Origin of the sequence: Allochromatium palmeri (assembly GCF_009720725.1) — a bacterium.
Lineage (GTDB): Bacteria > Pseudomonadota > Gammaproteobacteria > Chromatiales > Chromatiaceae > Thermochromatium > Thermochromatium palmeri.
Window position 1 is genome coordinate 1 of sequence record NZ_WNKT01000030.1, and the last position, 13,976, is coordinate 13,976.

Here is a 13,976-nt window from a genome sequence, read left to right on the forward strand (position 1 = left end):
GCGCCAACCGAGGCTCACCGCGACGGCTTGATCGGATGCATACCACGAAAAGTTTCAAGAAGGCCTACTGGGCACTGGGAAGGAGCGTGTTTTTGTCCAAAGTCCAATCCATTTCAGTCGATGGATTATTGTTACATTATGGATTTGCACACCGCTGAAGCCCTGGCCCAGCGCGAACTGCGCCGCTTTCCTCAGCTGGCCGACTGGTCGTTTGGCTGGAATCGTCGCCGCCGTGCGCATGGGGGTGGATTTCAATCTCATGCTGACCCGCTAGGCCCTGGAACGACGGCTCTATCGGCTCGGCGCCTCACTCAAATCAGGAGTCCCTCATGAGAATCCTTCACACCATGTTGCGCACCGGTAACCTACAGCGTTCCATCGACTTCTACACTCAAGTGCTCGGGATGCGCCTGCTACGCCAAAAAGACTACCCGGACGGCGAATTCACGCTCGCTTTTCTGGGGTATGGCGAGGAGTCCGAGCAGAGCGTCATCGAGCTGACCTACAACTGGGGCGTGGACTGCTACGAGCTGGGCAATGCCTATGGACATATCGCCATCGAGGTCCAGGACGTCTATGGAGCCGTGGAGCGCATCAAGGCGCTTGGCGGCAAGATTTTGCGTGAAGCCGGTCCCATGAACGCCGGAACGACGATCATCGCATTTGTCGAGGATCCCGATGGCTATCCGATCGAACTCATCGGCGCCGGGCAGGTGGCGGGCGAGGGATAGACGGGAGTGCCAAGCGATGTCCACCTCCACCGATCCCCATGACCTGAACCGCTTCGTCGAGGCCCAGCGCGACATCTACGCCCAGGCTGGACGAGGCGCGGACCTATCTGGACCATCTGATCCTTCAAAAGGATGTCTTCAACCGCAGGTGTGTTGGCCTATGATTAAGCCTAGGCCAGTGCCGTTACGATAGTAAAAAAGACGTTCGATGCCATGAGCGGCCGGCTCCTCAGGTGCGCCGAAAAATGTGCGAAACCACCTCCGCCAGCTATATCATGGAAGCTGTTTAAGACCGGTAATGAATGAGCGCGTTCCACTGGTTAACCTACGGGAGCTGCGTCTGGTGTCGCGTCAGATACGATTCCGGGACTTGATGCCATTGGGGCCGCCATGCTGCTGGTAGAGATTGGCACCGACATGGACGCCTTCGGCTCACCCGCAAAGCTCGCTTAAGAAGCCATCAGCGTCGACCGCAACGCACCACGTTGGATTCGAATGCTCAAAAAGTACGGCTACATCGCCAACTGAGCCTTCACGACAGGTTACAGCGTTGATTCAGCTGCTTTGGCGGCCACGAGCGGGTTCGTCTCCCGCGCAAGGCATCTTTCACGGTAAGAACTCAACTGATTATCTGGCGAGAGCTAGTCAGAGGTTGTTATGCTTCGCAACACAACTGAGCGATGGGGATCGATTTCAAAATTTTTCCATTGGACTCTGGCCGGCTTGATCGTCCTGCAGACAGTGCTCGGCATCGCGGCTGTGACCTGGTCTCTTTCTCCGGTCAAGCTGGATCTATTCGTTTGGCACAAGTCTTTCGGCATGCTTATCCTGCTCTTGGTCGTCGCACGCCTGATCTGGCGCTTTCTGAGTCCGCCGCCGCAATTCCCCGCGGAGATGAAGCCCTGGGAGCACTGGGTTGCGCATGCCAGCCATGCCTTGCTCTACCTTCTCATGCTCGTACTGCCGCTGTCCGGTTGGGTCATCAATTCCGCTGTCAACATCCCGGTTGATCTTTTTTGGCTAGTGCCGCTGCCCGCCATCACTCAGCCCAATGAATCTCTGGGAGCCGTCGCGAAAACGCTTCATCTGGTGCTCTTCGCGTCACTCGCACTGATCGTCGTCATGCACATAGCCGCAGCGCTACGCCATCACTTCCTCCTGCACGACCAGATCCTGATACGTATGCTGCCCTCCAAGAGGAATCGCCCGTGAAGCCACACCATCGACTGATCGCTTGCATCCCTTTGCTCATTGCGGCGACCGCGGCCGCCGATGAGTGGCGGGTCGACAGAGCCGCGAGTCGACTCAACTTCGTGCCCACCTTCGAGGGACGACCGACCATTGGACAGTTTCGGGACTTCGCGGTGCAATTGAGGTTTGATCCGTCGAGCCCTGAGACAGGACAGATGCATGTCACAGTGAGCCTCATTAGTGCAGATTTGAGCAGCAAGGACATCAATGAGGCGATTCGCGGGAGCGAATGGCTGGACATAGCTCGTTACCCGAAAGCTGAATTCGAAAGCTCGCAGATCCGTGGTGCCAACGGCCACTATGTGGCCGAAGGTACCCTTAAGCTCAAGGGAGTGACCCAAGCCATCAAGGTGCCCTTCAACTGGAGCGGCTCAGAAAAGGAAGCAACCATGATCGGCAAGCTCAAGCTGGACCGAACCGACTTTCGGATCGGAACAGGTGAGTGGTCCGATAGCCGTTCGATTGGCCACCCGGTTGAGGTACGATTCAACCTGCGCCTCGAAAGGAGTTCTTGAGATGCGCTACTGGATGATCCTGGTCCCATTGTTGATCAGCGCCTGCGCGAGCACTCCCCCTCCAGTTCCGGCTGAGACATCCGTGCCGCCGGAATTCCCTAGCGCCTTCTATCAGGATACGAAGTCGCCCAATCGCGTGCTCTATCGAATTGATCCGCATGCCTCGGAAATTCTCATCCGCGTCGGTCGCACCGGCTCGCTCGCCCACCTCGGGCATGAGCACGTCCTCGCCGCGCAGAACATCAAAGGCGGGGTATCGATCGACGATGACCCGGCGCGCTCGAGAGCGGACATCTACTTCGCGCTCGCCGAGCTCGAGTTTGACAACCCGGCATTGCGAGAGCGGGTTGGGCTTGAAGGGCAATTGACAGAGGACGAGATCGCCGGAACGCGCGAGCATCTGCTGAGCGACGTATTGGACGCCAAACGAGCACCCTGGGTTGTCATCTCCGCGACCTGGTTCCCCGGAACGAAGCCGAAGTCCGAGCTGCAGGTGCAGATCACCTTGAACAACGTCACACAGACCCTTCGCGTTCCGGTCCTCTTCGAGGAAGACGCCGGGCGAGTCCAAGCTAGCGGCCAGTTTCGCATCCGCCAAACGGCATTTGGCTTAAAGCCCTACAGTCTGTTCGGCGGCGCACTCGCGGTTGAAGATTGGCTTGACCTGTCGTTCCAGATCGAAGCACTGGCTCATTTTCATGCCTCTTACGCCAAATAGAGCAGTTGGCTCTTGCTCAACCTACGCCGCTACCCAGAAAACCTGACCGGTGGTCAGATTTGCCTTATTTGCTCGGTACTGTGGACACTATGTAGTCGGCAAGTATTACTCCCATGTCGGAGGCAAGGCTTCTGTCATTGGAGCCAAATGTCCAGGCTGCTGCGAATGCGTTGTTGTTGCTTGATATTTTCTTTGTTCTTAACACACTGCCGCTTGATGCATCTATGAATTTAACCTCAAGATTCATATATGAACTGCCGGCAAATGCACCCCCCCACATTCTTGCTCCCGTGCTTACAATTCTCATATCGGAGATTTTTGTTTTTATCAAAAGAGTCTGGTGGCGGTGATACGAACCACTGCGCTTTTCGACTTTTTTGTAAACGTTTTTCACCAGAAGATGTGAGATTGCGCTTGCCAGACATTCATCTGTCACTTCGGGATAGTCTCTTTTTATCTCCGGTGTTGTTTCAAACTCATAAAACACGATGTTGTCATATCTGCCGTCAAGCGGACTGTCAGGTTGTGCAGCCTGACTGTCGCCCGGGCTGGTATCCGCTGACGAGTCTGCGCCGCTTCCGGTTTGCTGGGTGGCACATGCAGACAGGAAAAGCAGGTTCAGTATCAAGATGATTTTTAGCATACGCATCTGTTTCATCAGTTCCTCTGCGAGAAACCCTGTCCTTCAGGGCGTGGAGGGATAGTGGCTACGGGTGAGCAACAAAGGATAGCTCCTTCGCGGCATATGATCACACGGGACGCAACAGCTAGTCTAACGGCAACATGACCGGCTGCCCGATGAGATCGGCGAGTGGCACGATCCGATTTTCCATGGCAAGACGCGCAAAAAGATAGTGCAATTCTTGCTTCCAGTACACCCTATACTCTTCCGTCTGGGGTGGGTTGTCGTGGAGGAGGAGGATGTCGCCAGGCCGGATCTTCCGCACCACCCTGGCCGCAAAATCGTGAACATTGCGGTTGCCACGGTCGAAAATGCGGCAACTGAAGGTCATGGCCTGCAATTTGAGAGAGGCGAGTGCCGGCACCAAGCGAGGGCTGATGACCCCGATGGGCGGTCGGAAAAACAGCGGTCGCACGCCCAAATTCGCCAGGATCTCCTGGGTCTGTCGAATATCCGCCTCCACTCTATCGCACGCGCGCAGCATGAGCAGGTTGTCATGGCTGAAGGAATGGTTGCCGATGGTATGACCCTGGGCAAGGATGGCGGCGATTAGCTCCGGATGGGCGGCTGCACGCTCTCCCACCACAAAAAAAGTGGCCGGTAAGCGATAACGTGCCAATAGCTCCAGCAAAACCGGAGTGGAGTCGGGAAAAGGGCCGTCGTCAAAGGTGAGTGCGATCCCTTCACGGCCATCCGCCCCTCTGGAGATGACGGGCAGAAAAAAAGACGAACGGGGAAAAAACGGCGCCCCCAAGCAGACCAGGAGAAACAGTCCCAAAGGGATGGCGGCAAGCTGGGGAACCTGGCTGAGGCCCAATGGGATCGCCGTGAGCAGCACGCTCAAGCCCGTCTTTTTCGCCAGGCTGAAACGGCGATGCCACTGCCGCTTACTCATGTTGTCGGCACCCCAGGTTTGCGGCCACTGAGCCAATAAAGCTCACTGTTGATCGCAGTCTCTAGTCGAAGCTCAACAAAGCCGGCATCGGTCAGCATCCGTTGCCACTGTTCCGGGCTTCGGTACCAGGTCCGCCCGCCGCGAAGGCGAGTACGCCAATCCTCAAGATACCAGGTTGCCGAGAGACGTCCCTGGGGCCGAGTGACGAAACGGATCAACACCAGCCCCCCATCTGCCAACTCCCTGAAGCCGCGTGCACAGGTGGCAACCAGCTGCTCATCGTTCAGGTAATGCGACATGTCCAGCAGCATGACCCGATCGACCGGGCCGGGGATATCCGGAAGATCGGGCGCAGCTCCGACGAGCATGGTTCCCCTTGCGCCGGCGGCACGGGTGGCGACATGCACTCGGGACGCGTCAGGATCCACGCCGATCACCTCGGCCGCCGGATACCGTTCCAGACACCAGCAGGCCGGAACACCGTAGCCACAGCCGATATCAAGAATCCTTCGTATCTCCCCTTTCCCGTCCAGCCACTGAGGGAGTTCACGAAACAGCGGATCAAGTCGGAGCTTGAACCGGGCAAAAACGCGCGGGTAAGCCTCGATGAGGCGATACCGAGAGAGGATGCGCTCCTCAAGTGTGGCCGCCGGATCGAGTCTGGTCCGATCTTGGGCAAAAAACCAGCGCAATAGCGGCGGCAGCAGCAGAAAGGTACCAAGCAGGGAGTAGCCGATGCCGAGCAGCGAGGTCAAGCCGATGCTTTGTAGAGCGCTGTGCTGGGCGAAACAGAGAACGCCAAACCCGATAAAGGTGGTCGCGGCCGCCATGAGGATTGCACTGCGCACCAGGACATGGCCGGGATGATCGACGGTGCCGTACCATTGACAGCCGCAAACGGTGTAGATGGCGTAGTCCACGCCCATACCCAGAATGACCACCGAGAGCATCAGGGCAGGGATATCCAGGGGATGGCCGATCAGCCTCAAGGTACCAAGGGTGCAGATAAAGGCAAAGACCAGGGGAGAAAGGGTGATCAGGGTCAGACGCCAGTTGAGTAGCTGCACAAAGAGCAGCAGGCTCACCATGGCGGCGATGATCGCCAGCAGGGTCGCAAAGGTGGAAAACAGGGTCTCGCCCAGGCGGGCGGAGAAATCATTGCCGTCAAAGACCTTGCCCTCCTGGCCATACTTTTCGAGGAAGGATTGCGCATTGTAAGCCTCTCCCGGAGTCAGGGCGGTGAACTGGATCAGGTGGCCGTCCGACCCGGTGGTAATGCCAAAGAGCTGGTTGTAACGGCCATCGAGGATCGGTGGTGCAGGCAAGCTCGTGGCCTTGAGTTGCGCGAAAAAGGGAGCAAAGGCATCGGCTGTCAAGCCCAGGGTGATCCCCTCGTCAACGAGGGTGCTTTGTACCTGCTGCACCCTTTGCGGTGTCCAGAACGAGCGCCAGGCGGCAAAATTCGCTCGACTGCGCTCCGCGCCGGGAAACAGGAGGGAGGGCACAAACACGGATAGGATGCGGTCTGCCTGCAGATCCTCTTCCATCTGGGCCAGCAAGCGGTCGTTCTTGTTCTGCAGCTCGGCCAGGGAGGAGGCCCTGGTCATGAGATAGACCTTGCTCCCGGTATTGCCCCAGACCTGGCTGAACATTTGGTCCTCGGCCTGAGTCTTGGCGCTGACCGTGCTCATCTCGCTGAGGCTGACGCGGAACTCTGGTTTGGCAAAAAAGAGCAGGACCAGGGCGAGTCCGAGCGCGGTCAGCGCCCCGAGACGGCCGGTGTTGAAGAGACGCTCGGCAAACCAATGCAGGGGCAGGATCCGCTTGCCGCCCGCGGGCATCACCGGAAAGAGGCGTGGAAAAATGACGTGGATGAAGAGGTAGGTACAGATAAAGGCCAGGGCGGTGAACTGCCCGAGCTCACGGAATACCGGAAAATCACTCAGGCTGATTGCCAAAAAGGCACCGATAGTGGTCAATAGGGCCATGTTCCCGCCAACGGACTGCACCTCACGGGACGCCACCGCCCCTCGGGTCTTGTGGGGACGGTCGAGGAAGAGGAGGTAGGCGATGCTGTGATCGTTCATCATCGAGATCAGGGCCCCGGAAAACCCGAGGACCATGATTGAAATCGATTCATGGAGCAGGGAATACACAAAGAGCGCCATGGCCATACCGGCCACCGCCGGTACGAGCGAGAGCAGGCCGATCAGGGGGCGGGGAAAGGCGAGCAACAGCAACAGTGCAAGACCGGCCGTGGTCAGGCCCAGGGCGAGCTGTACATCGTGACGAATGATGGCCTCGTTATCCAGGGCGGCGCGAAAGGCGCCGACCGGGGTGAGAGTCAGGTGGACACCGGCCGATATCGCGGATTGGGAGAGTTCTTTTTCTGCCGCGACAAAGAAATCGGCCAGTTTACGCGCCGCATCGCCATCGGTCCCAGCGGCATTCGGCCGTGCCGTGACCAGGAGATGCCGCCCATCGCTTGAGAGCAGGTATCCCTGATAGAAGGTTGCCGCCTGCGATGGTGCCAGAGACAGCAGGTTGGCCAGGATCGGATCCTTGAGCCCCAAAGGATCGAGACGAAGAAAGGCCGCCTGACCAATGCCGTCCAGGCCCGACAACCCTGCCATGGCCTGTTGCAGCCGCTTGCGGATGGCGCTGTCCGTCAACCGAGGCGCGATGGCCGTGTCCAGCGCCTCACGGGAGAACAGCAGGGGCAGCGTTGTTGCCACATGATGCGCCAGTTCCGGCAGCAAACCGCTGGTATCACCTCCCCCCACCTCGGCAAACAGGCCGCTGGCCCGCATCCGTTTCTCCAGGGATTGCCCGTAGGAGACCAAGAGATCCGGTGCATGGCGGTCGATCATCAGATCCACCGCAATCTGGTCGTGGATCGGGTGGTTCTCAAAAATCTCCAGGGCATCGCCAATGATCTTTTCGTGGGCGGGCAGGGTCTTGACAATATCGGTGTCGATATGCAGCCGGGTCAGCCCCAAGTAGGCAAACAAGGCAATCGCTGCGCCGACGAGGAGTAGCGCCGGATAGTTGATCGAAGTGGATTTCATGAACAGGTCGGCCAAAAAAGCGCGATGAGCCCCGCCGCAACGAGGACGTGGATGAAAATAATAAGCCACTTGTGGTTGCAGTAGACCTCGTTGCCTTTTTGGATCAAGGCCAAGCCGCCGAAGATGGAGCGCAACCGGTCGATCCAGACGGTGTTGTTGTCGCTTGTCGCCAGTCCCTGAAAGGCACACATCGGATGCAGGGCATAGAATTCCCCGCCAAGGCGATGGATCAGAGTGTCAATGGGTACGCCCTGCCAGGATTCCTGCAGAATGCGCTTGGCAAAGGGGCGATTGAGGGCATAGCCATGAGTGAGACACTGATAGCGGATGCGGACCACGCCACGCCGGTTGGTCGGTCGGCTGCTGCGGGTCAGGCAGCCAAGTGCAAAACCGTCCCAGGTGCCGATATCCTCCAGAAACCGACAAGCCTCACGAAGCCGCTCCGGGTTATGCTGCCGAAAAAAAACATCATCCTCGAAGATCAGGATATGCTGGGCTCCCGCCGCCAGCGCTTGGGAGAGGCAACGCTGATGCGAGCTGAAAATACCGCGCACAGGGTCTTCTTCATCCCTTGCCACAACAACGAATTCGATCCGCTCCTCCAGATCAACCCGGGCAAACTGCTCCTTTGCGGCCTGCATTCGATCGGGTCGGCTCGCAAGTGTTATGCAGTAGATGGCGTCAAAAAAATCCCACTCGGCTCCGTGGCTCATCCTCTCGTTCCTACTCCGATCTTGCCTCACGCCTCTCGATGGGCTCTACTTGATGCCCAGTCTGTTCTCAACACATAACGACCATCGATGAAACAGTTGTCTACAAAATGGATCCTTTGGGTGGCCTCCACCGATTTTGTGCGCTCAGCGATCGAAGAGCGGGCAGATCTTGCCGCCTTTCGTGAAAAACCAACCGCCAAGGTGTTGCTTGGCGTCTTTCTCATCATTCTGGGCTCGCTGCTCGGCTGGCCGGCCGTGACCGCCCTGGGCATTCTCTCCGTGCATTTTCAGACTCCATGGATCGTCGTCATCGGAGGCCCACTCATCTACGGTTTGTCGCACCTCGTCTTTCTGGCGGGCATGTATCTCTCCGGCGTAACCTACTCCCTGATTTTTGGTCGCTGGCTTGCCCGGGTGAGCGTGGAGCGCTGTCTAACCTGGGTGGGAGCAGAGTACCGGCCCGACCTGCCCCTCTGATGTCTTAGCCATTGCGCGCTGTTTGTCCTCTTGGGCCCAAGGTTTTGACCCAGGCCGGTGGCTTGATCAGCCCCTGACTCACATCCCGCATCAGCAGCCCACTGACCGTTTCCCGCAGGTGCCCCGCTTCGTCGACAAGACTCAGATCATAGATCAGCTCACCCTCCCTCCATTGCTTGAGCAGGGCCTGGGCTCGATATCGTTCACCGGCCACGGTCGGCCTAAAAACATGTCGGCTGGTAAATTCCACCGGAAAGGGAACGAAATCCACGATTCGCTGCCCATGGACGCAGGCGGCGTGCATGGCGCCGTCCAGAGGAAAGGGTGAGCCGAGTGGCTGGGCGGCACTCGCCCCCGGTGCCGCGGCCTGAAGCGTACCCCAGGCCGCCTCCGCGGAGAGATATAACCGGTCCTGCAGACTGCGGAAGGAGGGGCCAAAGGGAACCAGCTCCTCATAAATCCTCGCAGCGTCAATACTCACCGAGGACTCTGCAGCGGGGGCTGGCGGCAACGGATTCATGTGCAGGGCGGCAACCGACGTAGCGGCAAAACGCACCTCGCAATGGCTGACCAGACGGGTCATGACCTTGCCTCGGACTCGGGTCAGTAAGCGTGTGCGAATCGTCCCGTTTTCCCCGTCTTCCGTCTCCACCAACGCATCGATGCTCGAAGCACCGGCAGGGAGTTCAAGCAGTTTGGCAAATCGGCCATCGGCCATCGTGCGGACGTCCACGCCTGGATGTGCAGCGTGCGCCGCAACGGCCAGCAACTGCATGGCCTCTACGCCAGCCAGGATAACGCGGCCGCCGAAGTGATGATCGGAATACCAGGGGAGAATTGGAATACGGATTGGGGTGCGCGTATCGGCCATCAGCAGGGAAACTGCTTCCACAGGGCGATCGTCTTGTCGTCGATTTCCACCGGGATGTGCCTGGAATTGACCGCGCAGTGACGGGTCATGCCGGTACAGCAAATCTCACCGGTTTCCGCGTTGGTAATCAGATAATCAAATTGCACCTTGACCAGTTCCAAACGGGCCAGTCGCGTGTGGATATACATCAGGTCATCGTAGAAAAGCGGTGAATAATAATTGAGCTCGGTATTGATGATCGGATAGATGAAACCGCTATCTTCAATGTCCTTGTAGGGGTAGTTGGCCTCACGCATGAGCGAGGCGCGACCGAACTCGAAATACCGCAGGTAATTGGCGTGATAGACCACCTGGGAGCGGTCCGTATCCGCATAGAGGGTGCGGAGTTCGCAGCGGTGCCAGACCAGCCCGGTTTTGGTGTCTCGCACATAGGATGGGCGCTCGTGGGGTTCGGGAACAAAGGGTTTCGGACGCATTACAGACCCCTGAAAACGATGCAGCAGTTCGTTCCACCGAAGCCGAACGAGTTGGAGAGAAAAAATTCGTGGCGATGCCTGCGGCTTTGGTTGGGTACGACATCCAGATCGGCAAGGGCTGGGTCGGGCAGATGGTTGACCGTCGGCAACACCAGCCCCTGGCGCATAGCCTCAATCCCCAGAGCAGCCTCAATTGCGGCAGAGGCTCCCAGACTATGACCAACTTGCGATTTATTGGCCGAGATCGGGATGCCCTGTACATGGCGACCGAACACGGTCCGCAGGCAATGCGCCTCGGTCGTGTCGCCTGTGGGTGTTGAGGTTCCATGGGCATTGACCGCACCGATATCCTGCGGCCGAATCTCGGCATCATCAATTGCCGCGCGCATGGCCTGGGTCACGGTCTGCTCATTGGGCCGAGTAAAATGGTAGGCATCGGAGTTCCAGCCGATTCCGGCGATTTCCGCTCTCGGCAGCAGCCCATGGGCCCGCGCGGCCTCTTCGGCCGCCAGGACCAGCACCCCGGCCCCTTCGGCAAGGACAAAGCCCTTGCGATCGATGCTGAACGGACGGGAGGCCTGAGTCGGATCGTCGAAAGAACGGTCCTTGGGGCCGACGTTGATCGTTGCCAGCATATTGGCAAAGCCGAGAATAATCTCTGGAATCAAACAGGTATCGACGCCACCGGCCAGGGCGAAATCGCAGTCACCGTCCCGGATCATGCGGGCACCGATACCGATGGCATGATTTCCCGAGGCACAGGCACCCTGGGGCGAGAAGATGGGGCCGGTAAAGCCAAGCAGCATCCCCGCCTTGCTGGCGGGAAGATTGGCGCAGAGGTTCGGCAGGAGGTAGGGGCTGACCTTGGTCGGCCCGAGACGGGTGTAGTGGTCCATGGCGATCCGATAGGCATCGGAGCCGTTGAGCGCCGAGCCAACCAGGCAGGCGGTTCGCGGCCCGGTCTGGTTGTCGATCACCAGTCCGGCGTCTTCCAGGGCCTGGCGGCAGATCTCCATGGTGAGATGGACAAAATCCGCGTTCCACAGCGATGCATCCTTTCTGCTGACATAGGGGAGCGCACTCGGATTCCAGTCCGGTATCTCACCGACCACCTGACTGCGGGTCTCCACGGTACAGCGGGTCAGGCGGCGAAACCCGGCCTTTCCAGCCACCGCCTTTTCCCAGGTAGAGGCGAATGTATTACCCAGGGCGGAGGCGGCCCCATAACCAAGAACCACGACCTTTCTATTGCTTGGTGCTCTCAATGGCGGACGATCTCTCTCAACGGTGCATTTACACTAATTTTCTCAAGACCGCGCAGGCATTGCATCCACCAAAGCCAAAGGCGTTTTTGAGCACATGTTCCTGGACGAGCGGCCGGGCACCCTGGGCGACGCAGTCCAGTTCCATTTCGGGGTCGGGTTGATAATTGATTGTGGGGAGTAACAGATCTTCTTCCATACCACGCAGGGCGAGGATGGTTTCGATGATGCTCGAGGCACCCATGGCATGCCCCAACAGGGACTTGTTGGCGCTGACCGGTGGCAGGCACCCTGCAAATAGGGTCTGCAGGGCATCGAATTCCACCCGGTCCCCGGCCTTGGTCGCGGTGGCATGGGCGTTGACCGCGGCGATGTCGCCGCTGTGCAGGCCTGCATCGCCCAGGGCATCGATCATGCACTGGCGAACGGTGTCTTCGGCCGGCATGACAAAGTGATGGGCATCGGAGGTCATACCCCAACCGGCCAGCTCGGCCGAGGGTCTCAGGCCATGGGCGGCGGCAAACTCCCTGGTGGCGAGAATGACGGCTCCAGCCCCCTCGGAGACGACAAAACCACGACGATCAACGGAAAAAGGCCGACTGGCCCGTTCGGGTGGCTCGTTTTCCTCGCCCTTTTTGGGAAAATAGGCGCCGTTCATGGTGTGAAATCCGGCGAGGATCGGTTCGACCAGCGCACAGTCGACAGCGCCGCAAATGGCAACATCAGCCCGGTTCTGGGCCATGAGCATGGCCCCCACCAGAATCGAGGTCAAGCCGGTGGCACAGGCGGTGATCGTAGAGAGGATCGGCCCCTTGGCACCGGTGAGCATGGCGACCTTGCCGCCGATCATGTTGATGCAGGAGTTGGGATTGGCGTAGGGGTAGGGCAGTTTCTGCTCGGCTTGCAGACGCCTGTCCGCGGTGAGCACCGCATCAATGCCCCCGACCGCCGAACTGTAGGTGACGGCGACGCGTGGGGCAAGCCCGGAGTCGATCTGGATGCCGCTGCGCTCTAGGGCGCGAGCCACCGTGAGCATGCCGTACTTGAATACCGGAGAATGCCAGGCGGCTTGATGACGGGCGGTGAGAAAGGGATAGCTCAGGTGGTCGACATCAGGCAGTTGCCCAGCAATACGAACTGGAAAATCCTCTCGCAGCGGAAAGCGGGTCAGCGGCCCGATACCGGATCGGCCGGCTACGGCATTGCGCCACTGCTGGGCAAGATCGCCACCCAATGGCGAAATGGCGTCATAGCCGACAATAACCGCTTTTTTTCCCTCTGAGAGTCGCATCAACGACTACCAAGGTATGTAGCGGTATAGCTTGGCAAACATCTCATAGACTTCGATCCAGTTCTGCAGATCCTCGGAACTGTTCATGTGGGCACGCTTATTGACCATAACCCAGCTCATATGGGCCGCGCCGTCCTTACAGGTGGAACAGTCACGGGTTTCGGAGGTGCAGCAGCGGTGCATAGTCTTGAGATCAGAGGCCCAGCGGATGAAATTGGTCAGCCGTTTTGGCCGGGGGTCTCGTTGATCGATGGAATCGGTGACCGAGGGGCACTCCATCCAACCGAAGCGGCGGCCACACATGATCCCGGTGGTGATGATTTGGTGATAATATTTGGAGGAGATCACCGTCTCCGGGTAATCATCGAGCATCTGGTCCATCTCTGCACGCACCGCGATCAGCTCGTCGGGCTGCCAGGAAAAACCGTCGATCCCCTCGTCGTTGGACAGCAGTTGCATGTGCACCTTGAGCCCGACATCCTTGATTCGGCGAATGTTATCCTCGATCTTGCCCAACTGCTTCGGGGTGATGGTGTACAGATAATAGACGTTGGGGTCTCCGGCATAATGACGGCTGGAAATGGCAAAGGTATCCTTGCCCCGCAGGAGGACTTCGTCCTCGCGATCGCCCCACAGGGAAATGCCGATCATCAAATCGGGGAAGCGGTCACGGTCGACCTTGATCATGCCGTTGGTGGCAACGAAGGTGGGCAACCGTTTGTAAAAGGCCTCGATGCGGTCCGGACAGAGGGTGGGCTCTCCGCCGATGAGGATGGCCAGGTTGACTCCACGGGCCATTTCGCTCTCGACAAAGGCCTCCCACTTGCTCACATCCTTTTCTTCCGAAGCGGCCTTATGCTCGTTTGAGGAGAAGAAGAAACACCCCTTGCAGCGGAGATTACAACGGTCGGTCACGTCATAAATAGAGCTGCGGATGTTGAGTTTGGAGATGCGCTTGTAACGCTCGTACCATTCGGGATCAAGAAGTGAGCTGACTGTTTTCATACGAGTAACTAATCTGTAAAC

14 protein-coding genes are annotated in these 13,976 nt (G+C 58.4%); 5 read left to right on the forward strand and 9 right to left on the reverse strand.

The window, feature by feature from the left end:
• Positions 1 to 329 precede the first annotated feature (329 nt).
• The 4 genes from gloA to GJ668_RS13115 all read left to right on the forward strand — a co-directional run bounded on the left by gloA (position 330) and on the right by GJ668_RS13115 (position 3,215).
• Positions 330 to 731 (forward strand): lactoylglutathione lyase, encoded by a 402-nt coding sequence (gloA, locus tag GJ668_RS13100; protein WP_155450597.1) that lies wholly within the window; start codon positions 330 to 332, stop codon positions 729 to 731.
• A gap of 657 nt (positions 732 to 1,388) precedes the next feature.
• On the forward strand, positions 1,389 to 1,943 hold the full coding sequence (locus GJ668_RS13105; protein WP_155450598.1) for a cytochrome b: 555 nt from the start codon (positions 1,389 to 1,391) through the stop codon (positions 1,941 to 1,943).
• A complete protein-coding gene (locus GJ668_RS13110; protein WP_155450599.1) occupies positions 1,940 to 2,497 on the forward strand; it encodes a YceI family protein in 558 nt (185 codons plus the stop codon). The genes GJ668_RS13105 and GJ668_RS13110 overlap by 4 nt, the downstream gene beginning before the upstream one ends.
• Position 2,498: 1 nt before the next feature.
• On the forward strand, positions 2,499 to 3,215 hold the full coding sequence (locus GJ668_RS13115) for a YceI family protein (protein WP_155450600.1): 717 nt from the start codon (positions 2,499 to 2,501) through the stop codon (positions 3,213 to 3,215).
• 64 nt (positions 3,216 to 3,279) lie between these two features.
• Here GJ668_RS13115 and GJ668_RS13120 read toward each other — a convergent pair whose 3' ends face one another.
• The 4 genes from GJ668_RS13120 to GJ668_RS13135 form a co-directional block, all read right to left on the reverse strand.
• Entirely contained in the window at positions 3,280 to 3,873 is a 594-nt protein-coding gene (locus GJ668_RS13120; protein WP_155450601.1) for a DUF4410 domain-containing protein, read from the reverse strand.
• Between the two features lie 109 nt (positions 3,874 to 3,982).
• Entirely contained in the window at positions 3,983 to 4,792 is an 810-nt protein-coding gene (locus tag GJ668_RS13125; protein WP_155450602.1) for a polysaccharide deacetylase family protein, read from the reverse strand.
• Positions 4,789 to 7,860 (reverse strand): methyltransferase domain-containing protein, encoded by a 3,072-nt coding sequence (locus GJ668_RS13130; protein ID WP_186343091.1) that lies wholly within the window; start codon positions 7,858 to 7,860, stop codon positions 4,789 to 4,791. The genes GJ668_RS13125 and GJ668_RS13130 overlap by 4 nt, the downstream gene beginning before the upstream one ends.
• Complete coding sequence (locus GJ668_RS13135; protein WP_343032216.1) at positions 7,857 to 8,603, reverse strand: glycosyltransferase family 25 protein; 747 nt, start codon at positions 8,601 to 8,603, stop codon at positions 7,857 to 7,859. The genes GJ668_RS13130 and GJ668_RS13135 overlap by 4 nt, the downstream gene beginning before the upstream one ends.
• Positions 8,604 to 8,660: 57 nt before the next feature.
• Between GJ668_RS13135 and GJ668_RS13140 the strand changes: the two genes are divergently transcribed.
• Positions 8,661 to 9,050 (forward strand): hypothetical protein, encoded by a 390-nt coding sequence (locus tag GJ668_RS13140; protein WP_155450605.1) that lies wholly within the window; start codon positions 8,661 to 8,663, stop codon positions 9,048 to 9,050.
• 4 nt (positions 9,051 to 9,054) lie between these two features.
• On the opposite strand, the gene GJ668_RS13145 is transcribed toward GJ668_RS13140, so the two are convergent.
• The 5 genes from GJ668_RS13145 to GJ668_RS13165 are packed head-to-tail and all read right to left on the reverse strand — an operon-like array spanning position 9,055 to position 13,955.
• Complete coding sequence (locus tag GJ668_RS13145; protein WP_186343092.1) at positions 9,055 to 9,942, reverse strand: polyketide synthase dehydratase domain-containing protein; 888 nt, start codon at positions 9,940 to 9,942, stop codon at positions 9,055 to 9,057.
• Positions 9,921 to 10,397 (reverse strand): acyl-CoA thioesterase, encoded by a 477-nt coding sequence (locus GJ668_RS13150; protein ID WP_155450607.1) that lies wholly within the window; start codon positions 10,395 to 10,397, stop codon positions 9,921 to 9,923. Before GJ668_RS13150 ends, GJ668_RS13145 begins: the two co-directional genes overlap by 22 nt.
• The gene (locus GJ668_RS13155) at positions 10,397 to 11,635 is read right to left on the reverse strand and encodes a beta-ketoacyl-[acyl-carrier-protein] synthase family protein (protein WP_222930787.1); all 1,239 of its coding nucleotides are present in this window, start codon (positions 11,633 to 11,635) and stop codon (positions 10,397 to 10,399) included. The genes GJ668_RS13150 and GJ668_RS13155 overlap by 1 nt, the downstream gene beginning before the upstream one ends.
• Positions 11,636 to 11,690: 55 nt before the next feature.
• Positions 11,691 to 12,950 (reverse strand): beta-ketoacyl-[acyl-carrier-protein] synthase family protein, encoded by a 1,260-nt coding sequence (locus GJ668_RS13160; RefSeq protein WP_155450609.1) that lies wholly within the window; start codon positions 12,948 to 12,950, stop codon positions 11,691 to 11,693.
• Between the two features lie 6 nt (positions 12,951 to 12,956).
• On the reverse strand, positions 12,957 to 13,955 hold the full coding sequence (locus GJ668_RS13165) for a radical SAM protein (protein WP_155450610.1): 999 nt from the start codon (positions 13,953 to 13,955) through the stop codon (positions 12,957 to 12,959).
• Positions 13,956 to 13,976: the final 21 nt, after the last annotated feature.